The organism is Dichotomicrobium thermohalophilum, assembly GCF_003550175.1.
Lineage (GTDB): Bacteria > Pseudomonadota > Alphaproteobacteria > Rhizobiales > Rhodomicrobiaceae > Dichotomicrobium > Dichotomicrobium thermohalophilum.
The window spans coordinates 1256292-1280969 of record NZ_QXDF01000001.1; the positions used below are offsets into that span (position 1 = coordinate 1256292).

Here is a 24678-nt window from a genome sequence, read left to right on the forward strand (position 1 = left end):
TTTGTCATCTTCGCCCGCTGAACGGGCGCATTGATCAAGGGAGGCATTGTCCAATGTCGCAATCCGAGAAAGGTTCGGGCCCCTCTCGAAGGACGTTCCTGTCGGGCGCGCTGGCAGCCGGCGGCGCAGCCGCCACGGCCGGTGTCGCACAGGCGCAGCAGCCTGATCCCGCCATTACCGAGCTGCCGGACTGGAGCCGGTATAACGGCGAGGGCGTTGATGCGCGGCCCTATGGCTCTCCGTCGGAATTTGAATCGCACGTGGTGCGCCGCAACGTCGAATGGCTGACGGCGGATACGGTCAGCTCGGTGAACTTCACGCCGCTGCACGAACTGGATGGCATCATCACCCCCAACGGCTTGTGCTTCGAGCGGCACCATTCGGGCATCGCCGAGATCGACCCCGGCCAACACCGGCTGATGATCAACGGGCTGGTGGAGACGCCGCTGGTCTTCACCATGGAAGACCTGATGCGCTTCCCGCGCGAGAACCGGGTCTATTTCCTCGAATGCGCGGCCAATTCGGGCATGGAATGGCGCGGCGCGCAGCTCAACGGCTGCCAATACACGCATGGCATGATCCACAACGTCCAGTACACCGGCGTGCCGCTGCGCTACATCCTGCAGGAGGCCGGGCTGAAAAGCAGCGCGGCCTGGATCTTGCCCGAAGGTGCGGATGCCGCAGCGATGACGCGCTCGATCCCGCTGGAGAAGGCGCTGGACGACTGCATGGTGGCCTTCAAGATGAACGGCGAGGCGCTGCGCCCCGAGCAGGGCTACCCGGTGCGTCTCGTCGTCCCCGGTTGGGAAGGCAACATGTGGGTCAAGTGGCTGCGCCGCATCGAGGTCGGCGACAAGCCATGGCACCACCGCGAGGAGACCTCGAAATACACGGACCTGTTCCCCAGCGGGAAGGCGCGGCGCTTCACCTGGGAGATGGATGCGAAATCCGTCATCACCAATCCAAGCCCGCAGGCGCCGATTGCACATGGTCCGGGGCGCACGATCATCACCGGCATCGCCTGGTCCGGACGCGGTACGATCCCGCGCGTTGATGTCACGCTCGACGGTGGCAAGAACTGGCATCAGGCGCGGATGTCCGGTCCGTCGTTCAACAAGTCGATGCATCGTTTCTATTACGAGTTCGACTGGGACGGCTCGCCGCTCCTCCTGCAGAGCCGCGCGCACGACTCCACGGGCTACGTTCAGCCGACCAAGGAAGCCCTGCGCGAAATCCGTGGCGAGAACTCGATCTATCACAACAACGGTATCCAGACCTGGTACGTGAACGAGAAAGGGGTCGTGGAGAATGTCGAAGTTTCTTAGGATCGGCGTCACGGTCGGAGCCATGACGCTGGCGGCGGCGTCCTTTCACGCCATCACTGGCGATAGCCCGCGGCAAGCGCAGGCCCCCTTCGCGGCCGCTTTTGCCGCCGAGCAGGCCGAGGGCGAGGCGCGCAAGTTCGGCCTTGGCCGGCCCGCACTGCCCGAGGAGCTCGCCGCGTGGGACATCGACGTGCGCCCGGACGGAGAAGGGCTGCCAGAGGGCAGCGGCACTGTCGCCGAGGGTGAAGAAATCTATCTACAGAAATGCGCCAGCTGTCACGGCGATTTCGGCGAGGGCATCGGTCGCTGGCCGGCGCTTTCGGGCGGCGGCGGCACGCTGTCAAGCGAAGACCCGGTCAAGACCGTTGGCTCTTACTGGCCGTTCCTGTCGACGGTCTATGATTATGTCCATCGCGCGATGCCGTTCGGTAACGCCCAGTCGCTCAGTGATGATGAAGTCTACGCGCTTACCGCATATATCCTTTACTTGAACTTCATTGTGGAGGATTATGATTTCGAGTTGTCCAAGGATAACTTTACCGAAATCACCCTTCCCAATGAAGGGCAGTTCTTCGTCGACGACCGCGAAGAAGTCGAGTTCGAGGAATTCAAGCGTGAGCCTTGCATGAAGAACTGCAAGGAGTCCGTCGAGATCACCATGCGTGCGCGCGTGCTCGACGTTACGCCGGAGGATGAAGCCGCGCGCAAGGAGCGCGAGGCCGCTTCCGAGGAAACCCAAGTCGCCGCTGCCGAGGGCGCGTCAGAGCCGGACCCGGCACTGGTCGAAGAGGGCGAGAAGGTCTTCCGCCAGTGCAAAGCCTGCCACCAGGTTGGCGAGGGGGCCGAGAACCGGGTCGGCCCGCATCTGAACGGCGTCGTGGGCCGCGACATCGCGGCGGTCGATGGCTTCCGCTATTCGCCCGCTTTCCAGTCGAAGGCTGAGGAGGGCTTTACCTGGACCGAGGAAACGCTCGCGGCTTATCTCAAGGATCCGCGCGGTTACATCGAGGGAAACCGCATGGCCTACCCGGGCCTGAAGGACGAGGACGATCTGAAAGCCGTTATCGCCTACCTGAAGACGTTCGAGGAATGATCTGATGCTCCGGCGCTCGATTTGCTCCCTTTTTGCCGCTGTGGTTGTGAGCGTAACGACAGCGGCGGGGGAGGAAATCGGCGATCCCGAGGCAGGGCGCGAAGCGTTCAAAGAATGCGCTGCGTGCCACGAAATTGGTGCGGGTGCCGAAAACGGAATCGGCCCCCATCTGAATCTCATTTTCGGCCGACAGGCTGGCTCGCTTGAAGATTACGTCTATTCGCCGAGCCTGAAGCGCATGGGCGCGAACGGCCTCGTGTGGGATCTGCGCACGCTGGACGCCTATATCGAGAACCCGCAGTCGCTCGTTTCCGGCACGCGCATGAGCTACCCGGGAATGGGCGACCCGGACCGCAGGGCCGACCTGCTCGCGTATCTCCGCAAATTCTCGGCTGATCCGGCGAATATCCCGGAAGCAGCGCCGACCGCCCTGCCGACGAAGCCGGATCTCGACCCCGAAATTCTCGCCATCGAAGGCGATCCAGCCTATGGCGCCTACCTTTCCAGCGAGTGCACGACATGCCACCGGCGGGACGGCAGTGACGAGGGCATCCCCTCGATCACGCACTGGCCCGAGGAAGATTTCGTCGCCGCCATGCACGCTTACAAGCAGAAACTGCGTCCGCACCCGGTCATGCAGATGATCGCCGGCCGGTTGTCGGATGAGGAAATCGCGGCATTGGCCGCGTATTTTGCCAACCCCGAGCAATGAATGCCGGAAGGGGCCGGCAGACAGGGAGGAAACAAATGAGCCTGAACAGACGTGATTTTCTGGGCGCGTCGGCAGCCGCCGCCGTGATGATGGCCGCGCCGCGGGTGAATGGGCAGGCGCGACCGCATGTCGTCGTGGTCGGCGGTGGTGCGGGCGGTGCCACGGCCGCGCGCTACATCGCGAAGGATAGCAAGGGTGCGATTGACGTGACGCTCATTGAGCCGACACGCACCTATTACACCTGCTTCTTCTCGAACCTCTATATCGGCGATTTCCGCACGCTCGACAGCCTCGCGCATTCGTACGGAACGCTCGCGTCCGAGTACGGCATCAATGTCGTGCACGACTGGGCGACAGGTGTGGACCGGGACGCCAAGGAGGTGGCGCTCGCCGGCGGCGGCCGTGTGGGTTACGACGCGCTGGTGCTCTCGCCGGGTATCGACTTCGTGGAAGGCAGCGTTCCCGGCTGGGATATCACCGCGCAGAACAAGATGCCGCATTCCTACAAGGCCGGCAGCCAGACCGAATTGCTCAAGGCCCAGGTGCTGTCGATGCGCGAAGGAGGCGTCTACTGCATGGTCGCGCCGCCGAACCCGTACCGCTGCCCGCCGGGGCCGTATGAGCGCGTGTCGATGGTCGCCCACCAGTTCAAGCAGAACAACCCGACCGCGACGATCCTCATTCTCGATCCCAAGCCGAAATTCTCGAAACAGGCGCTTTTCGAGGAAGGCTGGCAGAAGCACTACCCCGGCATGATCCAGCGGCTTGGCCCGGATTTCGGCGGCGGAAATGTCGAGGTGCGTCCCGACTCGATGGAGGTCGTCATCGACGGCTCGCCGGAGAAGGTGGATGTCTGCAACGTGATCCCCGCGCAGAAGGCCGGGCGCATCTGCCATGAGGCAGGACTGACAGAGGGCAACTGGGCGCCGGTCGTCCCCGCCACGATGCAGTCGCGGATGGACGAGAATGTCTACATTCTCGGCGATGCCACCAGCCAGGGCGACATGCCGAAATCCGGCTACTCCGCCAACAGCCAGGCCAAGGCGGCCGCAATGGCCATCCGCGGCGCGCTCACGGATGCCCGTACCTTCCCGCCGCGCTACTCCAACACCTGCTGGTCGCTCATCGCGCCGGAGGATGGCGTGAAGGTCGGCGCGAGCTATGAACCGACCGAGGAAAAGATCGCCAAGACGGATGGCTTCATCAGCGCGACCGGCGAGGACGCGGCCCAGCGCAAGGCCACCTATGAAGAAAGCCTCGGCTGGTATTCCGGCATCACCTCGGACATGTTCGGTTAGGCGCAAAGCGCCCGGCGCAAATTCCGAGACGCGGTGGAGTAACGCGCCGGGCGCTCTTTCAGGAGAGTTGTCATGAAACTTGCTCAATTCGCGGCTGCGGCGGCTCTTTCCGCGGCAACGGTTTTCTCGACCGCGGCGACCGCCGGGGACGGCGTGACCACCTATCGCTTTGACGGCAGCTTCGAGGATGCCGCCTTTGGCGTCGAGAATGCCATCATCAATCGCGGACTCGTCATCGACTACGTCAGCCATGTCGGGGAAATGCTCAACCGTACGGGCGAAGACGTCGGCAGCGATGTCAAGATCTTCGAGGAGGCGGATGTCTACCTGTTCTGCTCGGCGGTTATCTCGCGCGAAGTTATGGAAGCCGATCCCATGAACATCGCCCATTGCCCCTATGGCGTCTTCGTCGCCGAGCGCGAGGGCGAGGTCATGATCGGCTATCGCGATTATCCGGACGGACCGATGGACAAGGTGGAGGCGCTGCTGGACGAGATCGCGCAAGAAGCCGTTGGGCCGCGCTGAGCGCGCACGGAACGCTCTTTACTGCCGGTCCATCTTTCGGGCGCAGGGCACCGGGGACGGGCAGGTGAGCGTCGCCGGACCAGTGGGCCCTCGACGCGGTAGCAGCCGCGGACTCTGTGACACCGCCGCAGGACGTCCGTCTTGATGCGGGCGTTCGTAGACCCGATCGCGGCTTCGCACCAATTCAGGCCGATATCCAGCGGGGGCCGCTTGCGTGCAGCCCCCGTCCTGCCTTTCGATCTTATTCCGCAGGGTCAATCGCGATCACGCGGAACTTCTTGTCCATGCCGCGCTTGAGAGTCAGCACGACATTACTCCCCTCTTTAACGGTCGAGAGATCCACCCGCCGCGTCACCGGCAGGTCCATCGTCATTTTCGGCCAGCCCAGCGCCTCAACGGGCTCATGCGTGACGTTGATCATGCCGGCATCTGCGTCTATCGCATGAATGACCGCTGCAGCCTGGGCTTCGCTTGCATCCGTGGCTTCCATGGCGCTGTGATCCATGTTTTCCGCCGCGATCGCTGGCGAAAATAACGCGCCGAAAACAAGGGCGAGGCTCGCGAAGAGGGTCTGCTTCATGTTTGTCTCCCGTCTGGTTGCATGAGAACTGCCGGCCTGAGCCGGCGCATTACCGTTCGTTGCGAACGGAATCACTCCGCCGGCTTGGGCGCGTAGTCGGCTTCGGACCCGGTAACCTCGCGTGCAGCCACGCGGCGAAAGCGGCGGCCTTCCCACAAGTAGTAGACCACCGGAATGACGATGAGCGTGAGCACCGTTGTCGAGGCCATGCCGCCCACCATTGGCAGGGCGATGCGGCGCATCACGTCCGAACCCAGCCCGTCGGTGAAGAAGATCGGCAACAGCCCGCCAATGATCACGCCCACGGTCATCAGCTTGGTCTCGCCCTGTTCGATGACCCGGCCGCCGACCTCGCCGCTCGCCACGCGGACCGCCTCGGTAATCCGCGAGAGCGGAATGTCGTAGGCGCGCAGGCGGTTGGGGTCGATCAGAACCTGATACTCCTTAACGAAGCCCCCAACCAAAGCGACCTCTGAGACGCCCGGAACCGCCGCCAACTCGAACTTGACGAACCAGTCCTGGAGCGTGCGGAGATGCGTATCGCCGTGCCCACCTCGAAGACGACATCGGCGTAGCTGCCGGGCCGGATCCGCCCGTCCTGGTTGTCAATGACAAGCCGGACCCGACCGGTCCGCGTCTTCTCGTCGATCGTCGGATAGACGAAATCAACCTTTGCACGGACTTCGCGTCCGGGCAGGCTCGGGAAGGTGACCGTCGCTCGCGTGTTTTGGTCGATGAACCCGAGGTCCTTCTCCGGGACGCCGACGATCAGCCAGACAGACGCGTAATCCTGTATTCGCGCGAGCAGCATCCCGCGCTTCACGTAAGTTCCCTCGCGAATGTTGAGCTCAGCAACCACGCCGTTGCGATCCGCGAAGAAGGGCACATCCTGCATCGGCTCTTTGCCCTCCCTCATCCGGTCGATGGCAGCTTCCTGCACGCCCAGCGCGCGAAGCTGATTGATCCCGCGACGGCGCAAATCCGCCGAGCCGGAGCGCAGATAATCGTTCTGGGAGACAACGAGTTGCGGCGCGTAGAGCTTGAAGAGCAGGCCCCCCGCGCTGACTTCATCGCCCACAGCCGTGGTTTTCAGCTCCGTCACCCAGCCTTCCACGCGGCTGGTGATGTCGGTTTGCAGGCGCTCGTTCTCGGTGACGATCCCGTAGCTACGCACGGTCCGTCCGAACTGAGACTGTTCGGCTTCCGACAGCCGCACGCCCATGCTCTGCACCACCTCCGGCGCGACGGTAATGACCTCGCGGGACGTGGCCGTGGTGGCTTCGAGGTCGCTGTCGCCGGTATCGAGCTTGACGAGGTCCATCCCGCAGATCGGGCAGGTTCCGAACGCGTCCGCGATGTAATGCGGATGCATGGGGCAGGTCCATTTCTGCGCCCCGTCCTGACTGTCCTCAGCCGCGTAGGCTCCCGGAACCAGCGGGCTTTGAACTACGGTGGCTTTCTCGTCGTCCATGACGGACGTGATGATGGCGTCGCCCACCACGCGGGCCATCGGCTGGCTGACGGTCAGCGCCGGGATGAGCAGAAGCGGGGCGACATGCCTTTTCACAGCGTGGCGGCAGGACGTGCACATTCGGGACCTCGTTCATCTGGCAAGCACCGGAGCGTCTGGGGCGGCAGGAAAAGCCGCGCGGCAGACAGGGTGAGCGTGCGCCTCCGCGTGCCGGAGCCCCTCAGGGCGGCCAAGCCGGGGAAGCGGTCAGTCAGAACGATGGTCGGGTATCAAATGCGCATGCGGCCGGTGCGCAGGATGATGTCCGCCTGCGCGGGCGGCAAGGAAAAGCGCGGGACCGCCTGTCTATCACTCAGTAGAGGCCGCGAGGGGCCGGTAATGGATGGGAGCAGAGTGGCGCTTAGGGACTTCTTGGCAGGCTTCTCGCGTTCGCGCGTCAGGGTGCTGGTCTTAACCGCCAACTGTGAGCCGTCATAGCAGGGCGGACAGCGTTCATCGCCCTGCGGCGAGGTGGCGCTGCCAGCCGGTAGCGCGGCATGGTGATGCTCGTGCGAGCTTGCAAAAATCGCAAGCTCGTCAGCCTCGCTAGCCCTTTGATGCATCGCATGAGCTGAGGCGACATGAGCACGCTCGGAGAGCAAGGCTTGACCTAGGGACGACACGCCGGGCACCGCGAACAGGATTGCGGCGACGATCGCCATCAAGCCCAGACAGAAAAATGCCAACCGAACGGTCATAGGATCCCCAAACACTGGACTGCCAGTTATGGGTGGCGGGCCGGATAAGTCAAGCCGGACACGCTTCTACAATAGAAGGACAAGTTCATATTACCTCACGGTTTTTGCCAGTTCCTTACGCGCGGCAGGCTGCTGACGCCATTCCCCGCAGCCCGGCCCGGCGACCGGCTGTCCGGCCACGGTCCACGCTTCCGTGGCTAGCGGATGAGATGCGCGTCTCCTGGGAGCGGCTCGGTGACGGGCGGGCGAAATGCTTGAGCTGCGGCGAGCCGCGACCTGTGGCGGCTTGTCCGGCATATCCCCCGGTCGTACAGTCATTTGACAAGCGGAGCACCTGAACCGGAACTTCGCGCATGGACGGACCGAAGCCGGCCATTCCAGAGGATACGCTCGCCAACTGGCAGCGCATTGTCGATCTGATCGCGAAACTCGCGGATGTTCCCGCCAGCCTGATCATGCGCACGCATGCGCCAAACCACTCGGTTCTGGTGCGAAGCCGCGGTGAAGATAACCCGTACGCTGTTGGGCTGCGGTTTCAGCTCAAGCGGGATCTCTATTGCTACGGCGTCCTGAGCAAGGGCTCCGAACTCATCGTCGAGAATGCTCTCCTCGACCCGGAATGGGATGATAATGAAGACCTGAAATTCGGGATGAGCTTCTACGTCGGCTACCCGCTGCAGTGGCCCGACGGCTCGACATTCGGAACGATTTGCGTGCTGGACCGGCAGCGCAATCCGCAGGCGCTGACGTTCCGGGAAGGGCTGGCCGAATTTGCCCGCGTCATCGAGGCGGACCTGAAACTGCTGTGCGAAGTGGCAGCGCGCGCAAAACTTGAGAAAGAGCTCCAGCGTGCCCTGTCTCAGTTGGAAGAGCGGGTCGAGCAGCGCACGCAGGAACTGGAAGAAGCCAACTCCGCGCTTCGTGTCCTGATCAGCAATCTGGAGAACCAGCGAAAGGATTACGACGCGCATGTGCTCCGACAGATCAAGGGGTTGGTATGGCCCAGCCTCGCAAAGTTGCGCAGCCGGTTGGCCCATGATCCTGCGGCTGCAACCTACCTCGACATGATCGAGGACGGCCTGAACGCGATCTCCACGTCCAGATCGGGCGATTTGACCACGATCCTCGAACGGCTGACTCCAGCCGAGCAGGAGGTTGCGCAGATGATCATGCGTGGGTTGAGCACGAAGGATATTGCCCGCACACTTGCCCGCGAGCCCAGCACAGTCGAGTTTCACCGCAACAATATCCGCAAGAAGCTGGGCCTCAGGCGCTCAGGGCGCAATCTGCGAAGCCTGCTTCTGTCCAGCCAGTGAAAAACCATGGGGTTTGTCCCCATGGTCTTCCCATGAATTTCACACGGTCTGACCGCCCCTTGCCAAAACTAAACTGGGATTGCCGGACTTCTTCCGGCGGCAACCCATGTTAACAGGGAAGGCGGTCATGACACGAAAGACTCAGGAACCTGCCCACACCAACGCGACGAATGACCAATCGACGCCGGGCTTGTCGCGGCGATCGTTTTTCACGGCGGCTGGCGCGTCAGGAATCGCTGCCGCGGGGTCATTCCTGATCGGCGACCGCGCCATGGCCCAGTCCACGGACTGGAAGCAGCCGGGCAACAACAACCACGTCATCGATCTGCAGAGCCAGACGGGCACATCCACCGAGGGCACCGTCGGCATCGATTTCTACGGGCACTGCGCTTTCAAGATCACCTCGCCGGCAGGCGCGACCGTGCTGGTCGACCCGTGGCGTGACGACCCCTCCGGCGCTTGGGGCATGTGGTTCAAGAACGAGTTCCCGGAGACAGTGGTCGACATCTGCATGTCCACCCACACCCATTTCGACCACGACGCGATCATGCGACCGCACTCGACGATGATCCTCGATCGGATGGTGGGCAACTTCGAATTCGCCGATCTGAAGATCACCGGATTTGCCGACAAGCATACATGCGTCGCACCGGGCTGGTATGAGTGGACAAACGCGCTGGCGGAGTTCGGCGCTGAGGCTTGCCCGCCGGACAACGTGGGGCACATGGACAACGTTACTTTCGTGATCGAGACGGGCGGGATACGGACGCTGATCTGGGGCGACAACCGGCCCGACCCGGCCGACGCGTTCTGGGATGCCGTGGGCCGCGTCGATGTCCTGACCCTGCCGGTGGACGGGTCGGAGCATATCCTGTCCTACGAGATGGGCAACGCCATCGTGGAGCGCCTCAAGCCCAAGGTGGTCATCCCGACGCACTACCTGAATGAGACCACAAGCTATACGCTCACGACGCTGCAAACCGCGGACGAGTGGGTCAAGTCGCAGAAAAGCTTCAAGATGCTCGATGGGCCGAGCCTGCCGCTGAACGCCAGCGAGATCGCCCGGATGGACCGCGAGTTCCTCTACTTCGGCCACCACGCGCAAACCGCGTGAGACGTTGCGGGGCGTCGGCGCGGTCGGCGCCCCGCTTTTTCGCGGCATGGGCGTGTTAACAGGCGACGTCCCAGTCTGACTGCCTCGGCCGATTACAATTTATCCATGACCGCCCCGTGGTCTTGGCGGTGTCAGTGTTCCGATTTAGCCTCGTCGCCCGGGATAGACTGACCAGGCTCAGCGAACTCGCTTGCATTTGCCGCGCAGACGGCGGCCGCGCCTGGCGGAAACAGGGAGTCAGCCATGTTCATGACGGAATTCGGCTATGGCGCCGAGACGCCGCGCCGTCCAGGCACATCGCATCTGTTCAATGTAAGCCGGCGTGGTTTCATGGTTGGGGCGGGTGCCGGCGCATTTGTCATGGGCCTCGCGATGAAAGGCGGGCCGGCGATGGCTGACGCCACAGCCGGCGGGCTGGAGAACGTCCGCGGCGGCGACGCGACACCCTCTTTGTTCATCTCCATCGAGTCGGACGGCACGGTCAAGCTGACCTGCCACCGCTCGGAAATGGGCCAGCAGGTCTGGACCTCGATCGGCCAGATCCTCGCCGATGAGCTTGAGGCCGATTGGGACCGCGTCGAAATCGTCCAGGCTATCGGCCATCCGAAATACGGCAGTCAGAATACGGACGGCTCACGGTCGGTCCGGCGCAACCTCTACCGGCTCCGGGTGGCTGGTGCGGCGATGCGGACCATGCTGGAGCGGGCGGCGGCAAAGCGTTGGGGCGTCCATCCCGGCGAGTGTCGCGGCGTGCAGAACGTGGTGAAAGGCCCGGACGGCCGCGAGGCGAGCTACGCCGAACTGGCCGAGGCCGCCGCGGCGCAGCCGGTGCCCGGCGAGGGTGATATCCGCCTGAAAGCGCGCGACGAATGGCGCTATATCGGCAAGCCGGTTCCCTCGCTCACGGTGCCGAAAATCGTCAAGGGCGAGGGCACTTTCGGCATGGATGTCCAGCTCCCGGACATGCTCGTCGCAGTGATCGCGCGCCCGCCGCAGGTGTTCGGAAAAGTCAAGAGCCACGATGCGGCAAAGGCGATGGAGGTTCCCGGCGTCGTGCAGACCGTCGACCTGCCCGCGCTGGAGCAGCCGGCCGCATTCAAGCCGCTAGGCGGCGTCGCGGTGGTGGCGAAGGACACATGGGCCGCGATGCAGGGCGCGCAGGCCCTTGAAATCGAATGGGACGCCGGCCCGAACGCGGATTACGACTCCGAAGCGTTCGAGAAAGCGCTTATGGAGACCGCGCAGCAGAAAGGGGAGGTGCGGCGCACGCGCGGCGATGTCTATGCCGCTCTGGACGCCGCCGACAAGCGTGTCACGGCCGATTATTACATGCCGCATCTGTCACAGTCGCCGATGGAGCCACCGGCGGCGACCGCGCGCTGGACTGGCGACAAGGTCGAGTGCTGGGCTTGCGTGCAGGCGCCGCAGACCGCGCGCTCCGAGGTGGCGAAGGCCACCGGCTTGCCGGAGGACAACGTCACCATCAACGTGACATGGCTCGGTGGCGCGTTCGGGCGCAAGTCGAAGCCTGATTTCGTCGTGGAGGCCGCGCTGATCGCCCGCAAGGTCGGCCAGCCTGTCAAGGTGACCTGGACGCGCGAGGACGACATCAAGCACGGCTACTTCCATTCTGTCAGCGCGCAGCACATGGAAGGCGGGCTCGATAGCGACGGACGCTGCACGGCGTTCCTGCATCGCACGGTGTTCCCGCCGATCCCGTCCACCTTCCAGGCGGGGCTCGAAACGCCGTCATGGGGGGAGTTGCGGCTCGGCGCGACAGACAACCCCTTCGCCGTGCCGAACCTGCAGCTCGAAACCGGTGATGCGCCGGCCAAGGTGCGCATCGGCTGGCTGCGCTCGGTCGCGAATGTCTATCACGCTTTCGCCATCCAGAGTTTCGCCGATGAACTTGCGCACGCCGCCGGACGCGACCCGAAGGACTACCTGCTCGAGCTGATCGGCCAGCCACGCTACGTCGACCCGCGCGAAGAGGGCGCGCAATACGACAACTACGGCGACCCGATGGATGAGTATCCCATCGACACGGGCCGTCTGGCGAACGTCATCGAGATTGCGGCGGAGATGTCCGGCTGGGGCCGCTCGCTGCCGGACGGCCGGGGGCTGGGCATCGCCGCGCACCGCTCCTTCCTGACCTATGCCGCCACGGTCGTTGAGGTCGAGGTGGATGACGAGGGCCGCCTGCGCATCCCCAAGGTGTGGTCCGTGCTCGATGCCGGCACGGTCGTGAACACGCGCCACACTGCCGCGCAGATCGAGGGCGGCACGCTGTATGGCCTGTCCAACGCGCTCTACGGCGAGATCACGGCGAAGAACGGTGTCATCCAGCAGGGCAACTTCCCGGGCTGGCGGATAATGCGCATCGACGAGGCGCCACGCGAGATGGAGACGCATATCGTCGAATCCGACGCCCCGCCGGGCGGCGTGGGCGAGCCGCCGACGCCGCCCGCCGCGCCGGCGCTAACCAACGCCGTCTTCGCCGCAACGGGCACACGCATCCGCCGCCTGCCGGTCTTCACGCCGGAAAGCGGCGACCGCCTGCCGAAACGCGCCGGGCGTCAGAGCTAAAGGAAACTAGCCATGACCATCAAACTGACCGTGAACGGCACCGAGCATGATCTCGACCTACCCGAAGGGATGCCGCTTCTGTGGGTGCTGCGTGACCGGCTGGGCCTGACGGGTGCGAAATACGGCTGTGGCATCGCGCAGTGCGGCGCCTGTATGGTGCATGTCGACGGATCGCCGCGGCCATCCTGCATCACGCCGGTGGAAACGCTGGACGGCGCGCAGGTGACCACCATTGAAGGCGTCGAGGGCAAGGAGGCAGAGGCCGTGCGCGCGGCCTGGCAGGGCATCGACGTGCCGCAGTGCGGCTATTGCCAGTCTGGCCAGATCATGTCGGCGATCGCCCTGCTGCGCGAGGTGCCGGAGCCGAGCGACGCGGATATCGACGAGCGCATGTCGGGCAACCTGTGCCGCTGCGCGGCCTATATGCGCATTCGTCAGGCGATCAAGGACGCCGCGCGCAACGTCTGAGCCATCACGGTGCGCGCCGCGCCCCGCGGAACAGGAACGGCACGATCAGGAACAGGCCGAGCAGGCGGATGAGCTGGTGGCCGGCGACGAAGGCCGGGTCCACGCCGAGCGCCAGTGCCAGCGCGACCATCGTGTCGAACCCGCCGGGCGCCATCGCCAGCCACATCTGCATGAAGGGCAGGTCGAGATAGGCCGCGGCGGGCCAGGCGATCAGCGCCGTGATGATGACCGCCAGCGTGATCCCGCCGGCGCTCATGCCCAGACACCCGGCGAGATAGGCCCGGTCGATCCCGGCGAAGCGCGCGCCCACCGATGCGCCCAGCACGATGAAGGCGGCGGCGACAAGCGGCTCTGGCAGGCGGCCCCCGACCGTGCCAGAGGCGAACAGCGCGCCGGAAATGAGCATCGCCCCGGTCAGCGCCGGAGCGGGCACACCGAAGCATCGCGCGATCAGGAAGCCAGCCACCGCCATGCCGAGCAGCGCGACAAGCTGCGGCGTACTGAGCAACGGTTCGACAGCCTGACCACCATCCCCGAGATCGACGCCCAGGCTGACGACCAGGGGCACCGCCATCATCAGGATCGCGAGGCGCAGCGACTGGAGAACCGCGACGCGCCGCTCATCGACATTCAGCTCATCGGCCAGCGCCAGCACGAGCGACACCGCACCGGGGATCGCACAGAGCCGCGCTGTGGGCGTGTCGAGGCCGTGCATCCGCGACAAGTAGCGCGGCACGACCATGACCAGCGCGGCCATCGCCACCGCCAGCGCCAGCAGGGAAAGCGGCCAGCGAGGCAGGGCCTCCAGTGTCTCGGCGGTCACGGTGGAGCCGACGACGACGCCGAGCATGAGCAGCGCGACATTGCGCATCGGTTGGGATATGCGCGCGTCCAGCCCGGCCAGCGCAGCGACGGCGCAGGCGAGGATCGCGCCGCTGAGATAGCCGCCGGGTACGCCGACGAGCGCAAAGGCCAGCCCGCCGACGGCGGCGACCGCAAGCGTGCGGAGTTGGACAGCGATGGTCTGGCGTGGGGCAGGCTCCATCAGGCCGGCCGCTCGCGGCGCTCTGGAGCGACAAAACGTCTTGGGTTGGCGAGCATGTAAGGCAATGTCCGGCGCGCTGCCGGCCATGTCAACTATGTCGCCATCACCAGTTTCCCTATGCCCCTCGAAGCATGGCTGAAGCGTTGAAAAGCCCCCGTTGCTCTTGGATGACACCGCGTATTTCCGACCGTGGGTGCGATGCCGTGGCGATTATCCTCTGCCGCGCGCCGCAAGAGGCCGGCAAGACGATCCTCTCTAAGCTTGGGGGTTCGCCAACGCCCTTCCACCGATCAATCGCGCAACTCTCGCCAGCCTGGCGCTCACAAAAGAGAGCGCCGCGGGCGGGCGTTTTCACGCTTCGACATAGGCGAGCGTGCTTTTCGGCGTCGGCGGGGACGTGCCATCTTCGGCCATGCCGTCAAGATGGAGCCGGATCGCTTCGCGGATTTCGCGCTCGACCTCTTCGCGCGTCGCGCCCGTGGCCACGCAGCCGGGCAGGTCCGGCACATAGGCCGAATAATTCCCGTTCGCCTGTTCGATCACAACTGCGTAGCGCATCACTGATCCTCGTCTTTCAAGCCCGCCTGCTTCAATATGCTGCCCAAGGTGCCGGGGGCCAAGTCGTCTGAGGGCTTCCCCGCGATAGTAACACGGCCGGGCTTGTCGTCATGCTTAAACTGGCGATGACTGCCGCGCGTGGCGACCTGATACCAGCCCGCCGCTTCGATCAGCTTAATCGCCTCACGAACTTTCAACACCTCGCCTTTCGTGTCGCAATTTCTCGACCGAGCGTCACACCCGCCATTAAAGGGGTTTTCGATCAGCAAGAGCCACGTCATGCCCGTGCTTCACACGGTCATCCATAGCGGCAGCCGTCGAGCTGATAAGCTGGATTCCCGGATCAAGTCCGGCAATGACGAATGTTGCCTCGTTTCAGTCTGATCGAAATACGCGCTAATGTGATCTTAAGCGGTACCGAATAGTACGTGGTGTTTTAAGGCGCGTCCCAAGGTTTCCAGAAGCCGCCATAATAGTGCTTCTGCGCCTCCACCCATTTAACTGCCGCATCGATAGCGATCCAGTAAAGGCTCGACAGCCCAGCGGCGACGATTATCGGCATCAGGCCCCAGAAGCTGCCTTCAGCGATTTGGCTAATCCCAACATATACGCCAAATGCCAGGACGCTTCCCCAGGCTGCAAGCACCAAACCAATCGTCAGAACGCGCGTCCAATACGAGTTCATCGCTAGCCAGAACCAGCCCCCTAAAAATAGCAGGGACGCAAAAAAACTCCACTCGAGCGTCAGGGCGTGCATGTTGCATTGCGACCTTAGTTGGTGGGTTTTTGCGTCTTCTCCGGGTGGCGTCGATCTGGGGATTGGGGGTTTTTGCCTGCAAAGCTCCTTGAATGTCGCAGTTTAACGCTTTGCCATGTACGGAAGGTAAGCCCAGCCCACTGATCCGGACTCGTGCCGGACAAGTGCCCATTCGCCATATAGTTCCAATATTCTCACCCGCGTTCCGTTATCCATACGGCGGATAATATTGAAGTCCGTACTTGGTCCGGTCCGTAAGTTCAACCACCCGTCCTTAGGATCCCGAACGACTCGATAGTCAGTGACGAACTGACTCCCGCCTCGCCCAAACCCAGCCGGAGCCGACAGTCCAAAAGCTCCGTTGTCCGAACGAGTTCTCTCTTGGCTCTCAAGAGTCTGGACTTCTATGCCGTATCTCTTGGCTTCGGCCGGGGACAGCCAGATCATACCGTCCGGGCCGGCCTGCGTGATGTAAACAATAGCGCTAGCCTGCAGTCCGATCCGGTTTAGATAAGCTCCCACGAGCGCGTTGCCTGCGCCGCTCACTTGCCCGGACCTGCCATCGCTAGCTGCGTGGAAGCCTATCCTGGCGGATTCCGCCATGAAGCGCGGCGCACCTCCTAGCCAAGCCAATGCGCAGGATGAAGCACATTGCTGATCGCCAAAGACGACCGTCTTGTAGTTGCGCAGCCGGATCATGTGTCCGATTTCGATACCTGCGGCGACGCTGCCCCCAGGGCCAGCCAGAGCCACGATCGCTTCCGGCGTATTGCTCGCGACATCCCGAAACCGCTCGATGTCTCGTGTCTCCAACTCCCCGAATACCATTATGAGGTCCGGCGATTCCGGGCCGAGAGGCTTTTTCTCGATGAATGCAGCCTGCGCCACATGGACTGGAGCAGAAATAAAGATCGCAGCTAAGACAGCTCTGAGGACCCATAAACCGATATGGCCCAACCGATCTCTCATGACTGAACATGCCTGACCCAATTAAGGATGCATTTATAGTGCCACGGGCGTCAGGATGTCGAAAAGGGTCTGCGCAACATGCGTAGGCTACGCTTCGGACCGATGCCCTAACCAGCAAGTCCAGTTGCACAACTCGCGACCAATTGGGCTGCGGGTTGCGACAGACGTACAAGTGCTGGGTCATGCTCGGTCGAGCGCAAGTTCGCCAATAGTCGACATGCTGTCGGCAACACAGGCCTGCGCCGATGAACTTTCGTATGCCGCGGCCCGAATTGACTTGCCAATGAGGTTTGCTGAAACGCGTTGGTGAGCAAGGGGCATTGGTGGAGCCGAGGGGAATCGAACCCCTGACCTCAGCAGTGCGATTGCTGCGCTCTCCCAACTGAGCTACGGCCCCGGATGACGGCCATTTAGGAGCGCGCCCACGGGCCTGTCAAGCTGCGCGTGGTGGCGAGCCTGCGTGGATGGCTGCAGGCTGGCTGCTTGCGGGGCGCGATCAAGCCGGTTAAATGGAGGCGAACAGCGCAGCCAGGGGGCACGCATGATCCCACTACTCCAATTTATCTCGTGGCTACTAGGGCTTTACGTCACCGTGGTCGTCGTCGCGGTGATCTTCAGTTGGCTGATCGCCTTCAATGTCATCAACGTCCACAACCAGTTCGTGCGCATGGTGTCGGAGGCGCTCTACCGGCTGACGGAGCCCGCCTTGCGCCCGATCCGGAACGCTCTGCCCGACTTTGGCGGGCTGGACCTCTCGCCGATCGTGCTCATCATCGGAATCTACTTCATTCAGACGGTCGTGATTCACGGCTGGCTGATCCCGTTCTTCCGTGGCTTCTAGCAGAATGAGCGCGCCGCCGAACGGTGTCGCGGCCCCGCACGCGGACGGGTTGGCGCTGAAGCTTCGCGTGACCCCGAACGCCAAGTGCGACGCCGTCACTGGCGCGCGTGCGTGGGGCGATGAGACGCGGCTGCTGGTGCGCGTGCGCGCAGCAGCGGAAGACGGTAAGGCGAATGCGGCCGTGGAGTGTGTCCTGGCGCGCTGGCTCGATCTGGCGCCCCAGGACGTCCGGCTCGTTTCGGGTGAACGATCCCGGCTCAAGACGGTTGTCGCTACGGGCGAAACCGATGCCTTGTACAGACGATTGGCAGAGCGTCTGGATCGTCTATGACAGGCGGCTAAAGGTTGCCTGAACACTGCCAGCAAAGGAGCGCGCCATGTCCGGGGCCCAGATCATTGACGGTAAGCAGGTTGCGCAGCAGGTCCGCGGCCGCGTTGCGGAGGAGGTCGCGGCGCTCAAGCGTGATCATGGGGTTACACCAGGGCTGACGGTGGTTCTGGTCGGCGAGAACCCGGCAAGCCAGGTGTATGTGCGCAACAAGAGTCGTCAGACCGAGGCCGCCGGCATGGTCTCGACAATGCACAAGTTGCCGGCCGAGACATCGGAGGCGGATCTGCTGGCGCTGGTCGCGGACCTGAACGAGGATCCTTCTGTCCACGGCATTCTGGTGCAGTTGCCGCTGCCCGAGCAGATCGACGAGACGCGCGTCATCGAGGCGATCAGCCCGGCGAAAGATGTCGACGGCTTTCATCCCGAGAATGTCGGCCGCGTTGCGACGGGGGCGGGCGGCATCGCGCCGTGCACGCCGCTGGGCTGCGTGATCCTGGCGAAAACGGTTCAGCCGGACCTGACCGGCATGGAAGCCGTGATCGTCGGGCGCTCCAATATCGTCGGCAAGCCGTTGGCCCAGCTCCTGCTGAAGGAGAACTGCACGGTTACGATCGCCCATTCCCGCACGCGTGATCTGCCTGAGGTGACGCGCCGGGCTGATCTGCTGTTGGCGGCGGTCGGCAGGGCCGAGATGGTGCGGGGCGACTGGGTGAAGCCTGGCGCGACGGTGATCGACGTGGGCATCAACCGGCTCGAGCCGCAGCCGGGCGAGGAGAAGGGCCGGCTCGTCGGTGACGTGGCGTTCGAGGAAGCGCGCGAAGTCGCCAGCGCGATCACGCCGGTGCCGGGGGGCGTTGGGCCGATGACGATCGCCTGCCTGCTGGCCAACACGGTCAATGCGGCGCGGGCCATCAACGGCTTGGAACCGGTTGCGATCGGCGCGTGAGGGAAGGGCCTGGTCTTGAACAGTGTTAGAACGCTGATGGTCGCAGCCGCGTTGCTCAGCCTTGCAGGTGAAGCGCGGGCCAGTTCCTACTGCCGGACGGTGATCGGCGAGGTCGAAGGCTTTGGCCAGGATTACACGCGCTTCTCCGCTGAGCGGAACCGCGAAAAGGCGATCGAGGCCGAGCTTGGGCGGTGGCGTGAGATGCGGCGGGAGGTCGTCAGCATCGAGCGCGAGGAGACCGCGTGCGAGGCCGTCTATCCGCTCGGTTTCGAGGAGTGGTACTGCGTCGCCAAAGCCGATGTCTGCGTCAAACGTTGATGCGCTCCCCAGAGATTCGCTCACGATCCACCAAGTGACGCGCGCAGTGCCGGCTTCGCTGCACAAATCCGGCATGAACCACGCCGTTGCGTGGCGTTTCCGCCCCACTTCTGTGGACAAAAAGGCTAGATTCTAACGGCGGTTGCAGATTTTTCTCACAGCCCACTGTGCGAATCAGGCAACAATCAAGCCAATCGTCCGATATGGCCTCTCGGTCGCGCGTGCCAGTTGGATGCGCAACGCTTGAGGCGGCTGGGCCGATGCCCGCTGCCCGCGAGGGGGATTGCAAGACATGTCAGATACGGCTTCTCTCAAGTATGAACGCGACGATCTCTTCCAGGTTGGCGCGGCGCGGGTCCTGTTCTGCGGCAAGTCGTTCATCGCCGATCACACGGGGGCGCTGTACTGGCCGGCCGAAGAGACGATGATCTTCTCCGATCTGTGCCTCGACAAGGGCTCCTATCTCGCCGAGGACGACGCTGTCCTTCCGCCATATGACACGCTCTCGGTCTTTGAGAAGGTCGAGGACGCCCTGAGTCGCTATGATCCGGCGCGGGTGATCGCGCTGGGCGAGAGTTTCGGCGGTCCGAACGTCTATCGCCGCGGATTATCGATCCACGACATCGACTGGCTCATCGACCTGATGGATGGCCGCGACTGGTACTGGGTCTCCGGCGAAGATGACCCGGGGATCCCGGAAAAGGTCGGCGGCACTGTCTGTCCGAACGTCTCGCTGGCGAGCCTGCGCTTCCGCAATGAACCGGTCCGCGCGCCGATCACCCATGAGGTTGCCGGCGGCGTCCATCCGGTGGCGACGTTCACGCAGTATGACCGCGTGACGCGGGCGCGCTGCTTCGTCTCCAACGGCATGCGGATGCTTCTGCCGTCCGTGGGCCACTATGGGCCGGGCACCAACGTGCTGGACAAGACCCTTGACCCGCTGATGGGCCACGAAGGGCTGTTCGTGTGGGTGGTCAGCCACGGGCAGGCATTCCCGATCGCTGCGGGGCAGTTGCTCGGTGAGGATGAGGTCGAGGACGCAAGCCTGATGTAGCTCAGCCCGGCGGCCGGGTGAAAAGCGGCGGCGCCAGCAAGACGGCCAGCACGGCAAGTGCGAACAGGTTGCCCTCCGCGATCGTGGTGGGCGACAGCGTCTCGAACAGCCGGGCGAGCGGTGCGGGCTGCTGTGAAGCGATGAGGGCATATTCGAATCCGAGCGTAAGCGCAGCCCAGATACCCCCGAGCAGCCAGGCCGCCCAGCGCGCTGCGCCGCCTATGAGCCGCCGAAACATCACGAAAGCATAAAGCGCCAGCAGAACCGCCAGCGTGATGCCGCTCGCCGGCTGCGCTGCCGCGCCGAACGCGGGCTGCAATGCCAGTTCGCGCAATGCGGCATTGCCGATGGCAATGACCGGCATCGGCAGCCAGGCGAGCGTGCCCCGCAGCAAAAATCTCCCAGAGCTGCGCATCGATTACGGATAAAGCCGCTCGCGCATCCACGGCGCGTCCGGCCCGCCGCGCCGGAACAAGAAGCGGTCATGCAGGCGGAAGCGCCGGTTGCGCCAGAATTCGATCTCCACCGGAATCAGGCGGTAGCCGCTCCAGTAGGGTGGGCGCGGGACGTTGCCGGTCGGATATTTGGCCGTGTATTTCGCCACCGCTTTCTCCAGGCCGAAGCGGGTGCCGAGCGGGCGTGACTGCTGCGAGGCCCAGGCCCCGATGCGGCTGCCATAGGCGCGGGTCTCGAAATAGGCATCCGCTTCCTCCGCGCTGACCGGCTCCACAGGCCCGCGCACGCGTACCTGCCGGCGCAGGCTTTTCCAGTGAAAGCACAGTGCCGCCTTCGGCTGTGCGGCCAGTTCCTGGCCCTTGGTGCTTTCGGTGTTGGTATAGAAGACGAACCCCTCCGGCGTGGCCTCCTTCAGCAGCACCATGCGCACATTCGGCATCCCGTCAGCGTCCACCGTGGCGAGCGCCATGGCGTTGGCATCGTTGATCTCGCTCTTCGCGGCATCGGCCATCCATGCGTCGAACAGCGCGAAGGGGTCGTCCTTGTGCGCCGGATCGCGGTCACCGGGCAATTCCGCGTCTTCGGTCGTGCCGTCCTGACTCATCGTGCTTGCGCCTGATTTCGTGGTGTCACGCCGAGTGATAACGCGCGACCGTTCCGCCATTCGCGTCAAATGTCAATGCGGCGATGCGCAGCCTGGCGGAACGGCAGCCAGACCGCTGGCGCTACGGCGCGGGTCAGTGTCACGCGGGCTGGACGCGCATGGCCTTTCGTGTAGGATGCAGCCCAACTTGAAATCCGCGAGACAAAGAGGACGACGGTGGCCGACGGACAACAGTTGATGGCGGGCAAACGCGGGCTTGTCATGGGCGTGGCGAACAACCGCTCGATCGCCTGGGGCATCACGAAAGCATGCGCGGATGCCGGGGCGGAACTGGCCCTGACCTATCAGGGCGAGGCAATGGAAAAACGTGTGCGCCCGCTGGCCGAAGAGGTCGGCGCCAAGCTCGTCATGCCCTGCGATGTGACGGACAGCGCCTCGCTCGACGCGGCCTTCGCCACGTTGCGCGAGCAATGGGGCCAGCTCGATTTCGTTGTCCACGCCATCGCATTCTCCGACAAGTCGGAACTGGACGGCCGATACGTCGACACCTCGGAAGAAAATTTTAAACAGACCCTGCTTGTCTCCTGCTATTCGCTTACCGCAGTGGCCCAGCGCGCGGAAAAGCTGATGACGGATGGAGGGTCGATCCTCACGCTGACCTATTACGGCGCCGAGAAGGTCATGCCGCATTACAACGTGATGGGGGTTGCCAAGGCGGCGCTGGAGGCGAGCGTAAAGTATCTCGCGGCCGATCTCGGCAAGGAGGGCATTCGGGTCAACGCGATTTCGGCCGGGCCGATCAAGACGCTGGCGGCGTCAGGCATAGGCGACTTCCGTTACATCCTCAAATGGAACGAATACAACGCGCCGTTGCGCCGGACCGTAACGATCGAGGATGTCGGGTATTCGGCCGTCTATCTTTTGTCGGATTGGGGACGCAGTGTGACGGGCGAAGTCCATCATGTCGATTGTGGGTACCACGTGGTGGGGATGAAGGCGGAGGACGCGCCGGACATCTCCGTTGTGTAAGAGGGAAGGGGACGATCCGTCATGGATCCGATGAAAATCATTACGTATATCGCCGTCACCGCGGTCGTGGCGTTGGTGGCGCTGGGCGGTGTGGCGTTCTATGCAGGCTACACGGCCGGGCTGGGCCCGGAGAAGGCCGGGACGGCCTCCCAGGCGCCAAACGACTCGAACGCGGCCCTGACCGAGATCAAGAGCCTGAATCGGGAGATCGCTGAACTCAAGGAGGCACTGGCGGAGCGGCGCGACACCAACGAGCAGCGGGCCGACGCCCTCGCCGAAAGCCAGGCGCGGCTGGCGAAGATGGCGGATGAGCTGGATGCCACCAAGCAGGAGTTGGCCGCGGCCCGGGACGAGGTCGCGACGTTGAAAGAAGAGCTTGCGGCAGCGAAGCAGGGACGGACGGCAGCAGCCCCGCCTGCGCCGGCGGAGGGCGGCGAGCAGCGTACCGCCGCGGCTGCAACGGCACCGGAACCCGGCGATGACTCGGTCCTGCTTTATGACCGCTTTCAACTTGAGCGCGAGGCCGCGCGCGGTTTTGATCAGGTTGATCTGCGCTTCGGTCTGGAGACTGTCGGCTCCAAGTCGGCCGGTCTGAGCGTCAACGGAAAGCGCATCAGCATGCGCGTGAAGGATGGCAAGCAGATCATCCATAAGGGCGTGACCTGCGAGCTGATCCTGCTGGACACCGATCAGACGGTGCAGCGCGCGCAATTCAGCCTTGCTTGCAAGCGGTAGTTTCTGACGCCGCATGCGCTTGGACGGCGTTACCATCTACTTTGTGCGCCACGGCCAGACCGACTGGAACGCTGAGGCCCGATTCCAGGGGCATCTGGACATCCCGCTCAATGACACCGGACGGGCGCAGGCCGCACGCAATGGCGCAGTCCTGGCCCGGGTGATCGGCGATCCGGCGGACTTCGATTTCGTCTCCAGCCCGCTCAGCCGCGCATCCGAAACAATGCAGATCGTGCGCCGCGCGCTGGCAGTCGAGCCTACAGCCTATCGAACCGACCGGCGTCTGCGTGAGATCAACGGCGGCGATAACCAGGGGAAGCTGCCGACAGAGGTCGTAGCGGCGATAGAGCGGTATGCGGGACGCGCGCCGGCCGATCGCTGGGGGTTCCAGCACCCTGGCGGCGAAAGCTACGCGATGCTCTATCAGCGCGTGTGTGACTGGCTCGAAAGCGTGAAACGCGATACAGTCGTCACGGCGCATGGGGGCGTGATGCGCTGCCTGCGGCGATACGTCGAAGGGCTGGACCCCGAGGCGACGTTGCAGATGGCGGTGCCGCAGGACAAGGTGCTGGTTATTCGCGCCGGCGCGCTCGACTGGATTTGAGCGCCTAACTTGCCGCGCCCCCTCAGCGAAGGTCGCAGAGTCATGTCTCACAACACCTTTGGGCATCTGTTCCGCCTGACCACCTGGGGCGAGAGCCACGGCCCGGCCATCGGCTGCGTCATCGACGGGTGCCCACCCGGTATCCCGCTGACCGAAGAGGACATTCAGCCTTGGCTGGATCGGCGCCGCCCCGGCCAGTCACGCTACACGACACAGCGGCAGGAAGCCGATCAGGTCAGGATCATGTCGGGCGTGTTCGCAGGTGATGACGGCGTCCGGCTCACGACCGGCACGCCGATTGCGCTTCAGATCGAGAATGTCGACCAGCGGTCGAAAGACTACGGCGAGATCAAGGACAAGTTCCGGCCCGGCCACGCCGACTACACCTATCTCGCCAAGTACGGGATCCGTGACTATCGCGGCGGGGGACGCTCCTCGGCGCGGGAGACGGCGATGCGCGTCGCAGCCGGTGCGGTGGCACGCAAGGTGCTCGCTGGCATGACCATCCGCGGCGCGCTGGTGCAGCTCGGACCTCACGAAATCGATCGCGGGAACTGGGACTGGGACGAAGTCGACCGCAACCCGTTCTTCGCCCCTGACGCTGAGGCCGCAGCGCGCTGGGCCGATTATCTGGACGGCGTGCGCAAGGCCGGCTCCTCGGCCGGCGCGGTGATCGAGATCGTTGCCGAAGGCGTGCCGCCGGGCCTGGGCGCGCCGCTTTACGGCAAGCTCGACCAGGACATTGCTGCCGCTTTCATGAGCATCAATGCGGTCAAGGGAGTCGAAATCGGGGCAGGCTTCGCGGCTGCGGCGCTGTCGGGCGAGGAGAACGCCGATGAAATGCGCATGCGCCCGGACGGGACGCCCGAGTTTCTGTCGAACAAGGCTGGCGGGGTCCTGGGCGGGCTGTCCACGGGCCAGCCAATCGTGGCGCGGTTCGCCGTGAAGCCGACCTCCTCGATCCTCAAGCCGCGGCAGACGGTCGATGCCACCGGGCAGGAGACGGAGATCGTCACCAAGGGGCGGCACGATCCTTGCGTGGGTATTCGGGCGGTGCCGGTCGGCGAGGCGATGATGGCGCTGGTGCTGGCCGATCACCTGCTGCGTCACCGCGCGCAATGCGGCGGGACATGAGCGACGTCCACCAGACCCACGAGCGCTTTTGATGACGGCACAGGCGCAACCTCCGCAAAGGCCCTCCGAAGA

Annotated in this window: 29 protein-coding genes and 1 other RNA gene; 18 read left to right on the forward strand and 12 right to left on the reverse strand. The window is 63.9% G+C overall.

Annotation, left to right across the window (positions count from 1 at the left end; all coding sequences use genetic code 11):
- Nucleotides 1–53: 53 nt before the first annotated feature.
- The 5 genes from soxC to BXY53_RS05710 all read left to right on the forward strand — a co-directional run bounded on the left by soxC (nt 54) and on the right by BXY53_RS05710 (nt 4953).
- Entirely contained in the window at nt 54–1325 is a 1272-nt protein-coding gene (gene soxC / locus BXY53_RS05690; protein ID WP_119060896.1) for a sulfite dehydrogenase, read from the forward strand.
- Complete coding sequence (locus BXY53_RS05695) at nt 1309–2418, forward strand: c-type cytochrome (protein ID WP_119060897.1); 1110 nt, start codon at nt 1309–1311, stop codon at nt 2416–2418. Before soxC ends, BXY53_RS05695 begins: the two co-directional genes overlap by 17 nt.
- Nucleotides 2419–2464: 46 nt before the next feature.
- Nucleotides 2465–3130 carry a c-type cytochrome gene (locus BXY53_RS14285; RefSeq protein ID WP_245410370.1) on the forward strand — a complete coding sequence of 222 codons (666 nt, stop codon included), beginning with the start codon at nt 2465–2467 and terminating at the stop codon, nt 3128–3130.
- A gap of 35 nt (nt 3131–3165) precedes the next feature.
- Nucleotides 3166–4428 carry an NAD(P)/FAD-dependent oxidoreductase gene (locus BXY53_RS05705; RefSeq protein ID WP_119060899.1) on the forward strand — a complete coding sequence of 421 codons (1263 nt, stop codon included), beginning with the start codon at nt 3166–3168 and terminating at the stop codon, nt 4426–4428.
- A 72-nt stretch (nt 4429–4500) separates the two neighbouring features.
- Nucleotides 4501–4953, forward strand: coding sequence for a DUF302 domain-containing protein (locus tag BXY53_RS05710; RefSeq protein ID WP_119060900.1), 453 nt, complete (start codon nt 4501–4503; stop codon nt 4951–4953).
- Between the two features lie 241 nt (nt 4954–5194).
- Here BXY53_RS05710 and BXY53_RS05715 read toward each other — a convergent pair whose 3' ends face one another.
- From BXY53_RS05715 to BXY53_RS05730, 4 genes are all read right to left on the reverse strand, one after another.
- Nucleotides 5195–5533 carry a copper-binding protein gene (locus BXY53_RS05715; protein ID WP_119060901.1) on the reverse strand — a complete coding sequence of 113 codons (339 nt, stop codon included), beginning with the start codon at nt 5531–5533 and terminating at the stop codon, nt 5195–5197.
- 71 nt (nt 5534–5604) lie between these two features.
- Entirely contained in the window at nt 5605–6030 is a 426-nt protein-coding gene (locus BXY53_RS05720) for an efflux RND transporter permease subunit (RefSeq protein ID WP_119060902.1), read from the reverse strand.
- Nucleotides 5961–7124, reverse strand: coding sequence for a heavy metal-binding domain-containing protein (locus BXY53_RS05725; RefSeq protein WP_119060903.1), 1164 nt, complete (start codon nt 7122–7124; stop codon nt 5961–5963). The genes BXY53_RS05720 and BXY53_RS05725 overlap by 70 nt, the downstream gene beginning before the upstream one ends.
- A 149-nt stretch (nt 7125–7273) precedes the next feature.
- Nucleotides 7274–7741: a hypothetical protein gene (locus BXY53_RS05730; protein WP_119060904.1), complete on the reverse strand. Its 468-nt coding sequence runs from the start codon at nt 7739–7741 to the stop codon at nt 7274–7276.
- 353 nt (nt 7742–8094) lie between these two features.
- On the opposite strand from BXY53_RS05730, the gene BXY53_RS05735 reads away from it, so the two are divergent.
- From BXY53_RS05735 to BXY53_RS05750, 4 genes are all read left to right on the forward strand, one after another.
- Nucleotides 8095–9057 carry a LuxR C-terminal-related transcriptional regulator gene (locus BXY53_RS05735; RefSeq protein WP_119060905.1) on the forward strand — a complete coding sequence of 321 codons (963 nt, stop codon included), beginning with the start codon at nt 8095–8097 and terminating at the stop codon, nt 9055–9057.
- Between the two features lie 127 nt (nt 9058–9184).
- Nucleotides 9185–10171, forward strand: a complete 987-nt coding sequence (locus BXY53_RS05740) for an MBL fold metallo-hydrolase (RefSeq protein ID WP_119060906.1) — start codon at nt 9185–9187, stop codon at nt 10169–10171.
- Between the two features lie 243 nt (nt 10172–10414).
- On the forward strand, nt 10415–12757 hold the full coding sequence (locus BXY53_RS05745; protein WP_245410371.1) for a xanthine dehydrogenase family protein molybdopterin-binding subunit: 2343 nt from the start codon (nt 10415–10417) through the stop codon (nt 12755–12757).
- Between the two features lie 12 nt (nt 12758–12769).
- Nucleotides 12770–13225: a (2Fe-2S)-binding protein gene (locus tag BXY53_RS05750; protein ID WP_119060907.1), complete on the forward strand. Its 456-nt coding sequence runs from the start codon at nt 12770–12772 to the stop codon at nt 13223–13225.
- A gap of 4 nt (nt 13226–13229) precedes the next feature.
- Here BXY53_RS05750 and BXY53_RS05755 read toward each other — a convergent pair whose 3' ends face one another.
- The 6 genes from BXY53_RS05755 to ssrA form a co-directional block, all read right to left on the reverse strand.
- Nucleotides 13230–14270 (reverse strand): AbrB family transcriptional regulator, encoded by a 1041-nt coding sequence (locus tag BXY53_RS05755; protein ID WP_170144354.1) that lies wholly within the window; start codon nt 14268–14270, stop codon nt 13230–13232.
- Nucleotides 14271–14621: 351 nt separating this feature from the next.
- Complete coding sequence (locus BXY53_RS05760) at nt 14622–14828, reverse strand: type II toxin-antitoxin system HicB family antitoxin (protein ID WP_119060909.1); 207 nt, start codon at nt 14826–14828, stop codon at nt 14622–14624.
- A complete protein-coding gene (locus tag BXY53_RS05765) occupies nt 14828–15025 on the reverse strand; it encodes a type II toxin-antitoxin system HicA family toxin (RefSeq protein ID WP_119061792.1) in 198 nt (65 codons plus the stop codon). The genes BXY53_RS05760 and BXY53_RS05765 overlap by 1 nt, the downstream gene beginning before the upstream one ends.
- 239 nt (nt 15026–15264) lie before the next feature.
- Nucleotides 15265–15585: a hypothetical protein gene (locus BXY53_RS05770; protein WP_119060910.1), complete on the reverse strand. Its 321-nt coding sequence runs from the start codon at nt 15583–15585 to the stop codon at nt 15265–15267.
- Between the two features lie 102 nt (nt 15586–15687).
- Nucleotides 15688–16554: an SH3 domain-containing protein gene (locus BXY53_RS05775; protein ID WP_119060911.1), complete on the reverse strand. Its 867-nt coding sequence runs from the start codon at nt 16552–16554 to the stop codon at nt 15688–15690.
- A 321-nt stretch (nt 16555–16875) separates the two neighbouring features.
- Nucleotides 16876–16951, reverse strand: a transfer-messenger RNA (tmRNA) gene (gene ssrA / locus BXY53_RS05780).
- 144 nt (nt 16952–17095) lie between these two features.
- Between ssrA and BXY53_RS05785 the strand changes: the two genes are divergently transcribed.
- From BXY53_RS05785 to BXY53_RS05805, 5 genes are all read left to right on the forward strand, one after another.
- On the forward strand, nt 17096–17395 hold the full coding sequence (locus BXY53_RS05785; protein WP_119060912.1) for a YggT family protein: 300 nt from the start codon (nt 17096–17098) through the stop codon (nt 17393–17395).
- 4 nt (nt 17396–17399) lie between these two features.
- Nucleotides 17400–17726, forward strand: coding sequence for a DUF167 domain-containing protein (locus tag BXY53_RS05790; RefSeq protein ID WP_119060913.1), 327 nt, complete (start codon nt 17400–17402; stop codon nt 17724–17726).
- 46 nt (nt 17727–17772) lie between these two features.
- Entirely contained in the window at nt 17773–18672 is a 900-nt protein-coding gene (folD, locus tag BXY53_RS05795) for a bifunctional methylenetetrahydrofolate dehydrogenase/methenyltetrahydrofolate cyclohydrolase FolD (protein WP_119060914.1), read from the forward strand.
- Between the two features lie 15 nt (nt 18673–18687).
- Nucleotides 18688–18990: a hypothetical protein gene (locus BXY53_RS05800; RefSeq protein WP_147361511.1), complete on the forward strand. Its 303-nt coding sequence runs from the start codon at nt 18688–18690 to the stop codon at nt 18988–18990.
- Between the two features lie 292 nt (nt 18991–19282).
- Nucleotides 19283–20044 carry a metallophosphoesterase gene (locus BXY53_RS05805; protein ID WP_119060916.1) on the forward strand — a complete coding sequence of 254 codons (762 nt, stop codon included), beginning with the start codon at nt 19283–19285 and terminating at the stop codon, nt 20042–20044.
- 1 nt (nt 20045) lies between these two features.
- Here BXY53_RS05805 and BXY53_RS05810 read toward each other — a convergent pair whose 3' ends face one another.
- Together BXY53_RS05810 and pdxH are read right to left on the reverse strand one after the other, a co-directional pair.
- Nucleotides 20046–20438, reverse strand: a complete 393-nt coding sequence (locus BXY53_RS05810) for a hypothetical protein (protein WP_119060917.1) — start codon at nt 20436–20438, stop codon at nt 20046–20048.
- Between the two features lie 24 nt (nt 20439–20462).
- On the reverse strand, nt 20463–21104 hold the full coding sequence (gene pdxH / locus BXY53_RS05815; RefSeq protein WP_119060918.1) for a pyridoxamine 5'-phosphate oxidase: 642 nt from the start codon (nt 21102–21104) through the stop codon (nt 20463–20465).
- A gap of 216 nt (nt 21105–21320) precedes the next feature.
- Between pdxH and fabI the strand changes: the two genes are divergently transcribed.
- Genes fabI through aroC form a run of 4 tightly spaced genes read left to right on the forward strand, consistent with a single transcriptional unit; the run spans nt 21321 to nt 24606 of the window.
- Complete coding sequence (gene fabI / locus BXY53_RS05820; RefSeq protein ID WP_280985252.1) at nt 21321–22133, forward strand: enoyl-ACP reductase FabI; 813 nt, start codon at nt 21321–21323, stop codon at nt 22131–22133.
- A gap of 30 nt (nt 22134–22163) precedes the next feature.
- A complete protein-coding gene (locus tag BXY53_RS05825; RefSeq protein WP_147361512.1) occupies nt 22164–22868 on the forward strand; it encodes a hypothetical protein in 705 nt (234 codons plus the stop codon).
- A 13-nt stretch (nt 22869–22881) separates the two neighbouring features.
- A complete protein-coding gene (locus BXY53_RS05830) occupies nt 22882–23472 on the forward strand; it encodes a histidine phosphatase family protein (RefSeq protein WP_119060921.1) in 591 nt (196 codons plus the stop codon).
- A gap of 42 nt (nt 23473–23514) precedes the next feature.
- A complete protein-coding gene (gene aroC, locus BXY53_RS05835; RefSeq protein WP_119060922.1) occupies nt 23515–24606 on the forward strand; it encodes a chorismate synthase in 1092 nt (363 codons plus the stop codon).
- The last annotated feature ends 72 nt before the right edge of the window (nt 24607–24678 follow it).

What these genes read in the sequence shown, in the direction of transcription:
- soxC (WP_119060896.1), top strand. Translation starts at nt 54, where the DNA reads ATGTCGCAATCCGAGAAAGGTTCGGGCCCCTCTCGAAGGACGTTCCTG.
- BXY53_RS05695 (WP_119060897.1), top strand. Translation starts at nt 1,309, where the DNA reads ATGTCGAAGTTTCTTAGGATCGGCGTCACGGTCGGAGCCATGACGCTG.
- BXY53_RS05705 (WP_119060899.1), top strand. Translation starts at nt 3,166, where the DNA reads ATGAGCCTGAACAGACGTGATTTTCTGGGCGCGTCGGCAGCCGCCGCC.
- BXY53_RS05710 (WP_119060900.1), top strand. Translation starts at nt 4,501, where the DNA reads ATGAAACTTGCTCAATTCGCGGCTGCGGCGGCTCTTTCCGCGGCAACG.
- BXY53_RS05715 (WP_119060901.1), bottom strand. Translation starts at nt 5,533, where the DNA reads ATGAAGCAGACCCTCTTCGCGAGCCTCGCCCTTGTTTTCGGCGCGTTA.
- BXY53_RS05725 (WP_119060903.1), bottom strand. Translation starts at nt 7,124, where the DNA reads ATGTGCACGTCCTGCCGCCACGCTGTGAAAAGGCATGTCGCCCCGCTT.
- BXY53_RS05730 (WP_119060904.1), bottom strand. Translation starts at nt 7,741, where the DNA reads ATGACCGTTCGGTTGGCATTTTTCTGTCTGGGCTTGATGGCGATCGTC.
- BXY53_RS05735 (WP_119060905.1), top strand. Translation starts at nt 8,095, where the DNA reads ATGGACGGACCGAAGCCGGCCATTCCAGAGGATACGCTCGCCAACTGG.
- BXY53_RS05740 (WP_119060906.1), top strand. Translation starts at nt 9,185, where the DNA reads ATGACACGAAAGACTCAGGAACCTGCCCACACCAACGCGACGAATGAC.
- BXY53_RS05745 (WP_245410371.1), top strand. Translation starts at nt 10,415, where the DNA reads ATGTTCATGACGGAATTCGGCTATGGCGCCGAGACGCCGCGCCGTCCA.
- BXY53_RS05750 (WP_119060907.1), top strand. Translation starts at nt 12,770, where the DNA reads ATGACCATCAAACTGACCGTGAACGGCACCGAGCATGATCTCGACCTA.
- BXY53_RS05755 (WP_170144354.1), bottom strand. Translation starts at nt 14,270, where the DNA reads ATGGAGCCTGCCCCACGCCAGACCATCGCTGTCCAACTCCGCACGCTT.
- BXY53_RS05760 (WP_119060909.1), bottom strand. Translation starts at nt 14,828, where the DNA reads ATGCGCTACGCAGTTGTGATCGAACAGGCGAACGGGAATTATTCGGCC.
- BXY53_RS05770 (WP_119060910.1), bottom strand. Translation starts at nt 15,585, where the DNA reads ATGCACGCCCTGACGCTCGAGTGGAGTTTTTTTGCGTCCCTGCTATTT.
- BXY53_RS05775 (WP_119060911.1), bottom strand. Translation starts at nt 16,554, where the DNA reads ATGAGAGATCGGTTGGGCCATATCGGTTTATGGGTCCTCAGAGCTGTC.
- BXY53_RS05785 (WP_119060912.1), top strand. Translation starts at nt 17,096, where the DNA reads ATGATCCCACTACTCCAATTTATCTCGTGGCTACTAGGGCTTTACGTC.
- BXY53_RS05790 (WP_119060913.1), top strand. Translation starts at nt 17,400, where the DNA reads ATGAGCGCGCCGCCGAACGGTGTCGCGGCCCCGCACGCGGACGGGTTG.
- folD (WP_119060914.1), top strand. Translation starts at nt 17,773, where the DNA reads ATGTCCGGGGCCCAGATCATTGACGGTAAGCAGGTTGCGCAGCAGGTC.
- BXY53_RS05805 (WP_119060916.1), top strand. Translation starts at nt 19,283, where the DNA reads ATGTCAGATACGGCTTCTCTCAAGTATGAACGCGACGATCTCTTCCAG.
- pdxH (WP_119060918.1), bottom strand. Translation starts at nt 21,104, where the DNA reads ATGAGTCAGGACGGCACGACCGAAGACGCGGAATTGCCCGGTGACCGC.
- BXY53_RS05825 (WP_147361512.1), top strand. Translation starts at nt 22,164, where the DNA reads ATGAAAATCATTACGTATATCGCCGTCACCGCGGTCGTGGCGTTGGTG.
- BXY53_RS05830 (WP_119060921.1), top strand. Translation starts at nt 22,882, where the DNA reads ATGCGCTTGGACGGCGTTACCATCTACTTTGTGCGCCACGGCCAGACC.
- aroC (WP_119060922.1), top strand. Translation starts at nt 23,515, where the DNA reads ATGTCTCACAACACCTTTGGGCATCTGTTCCGCCTGACCACCTGGGGC.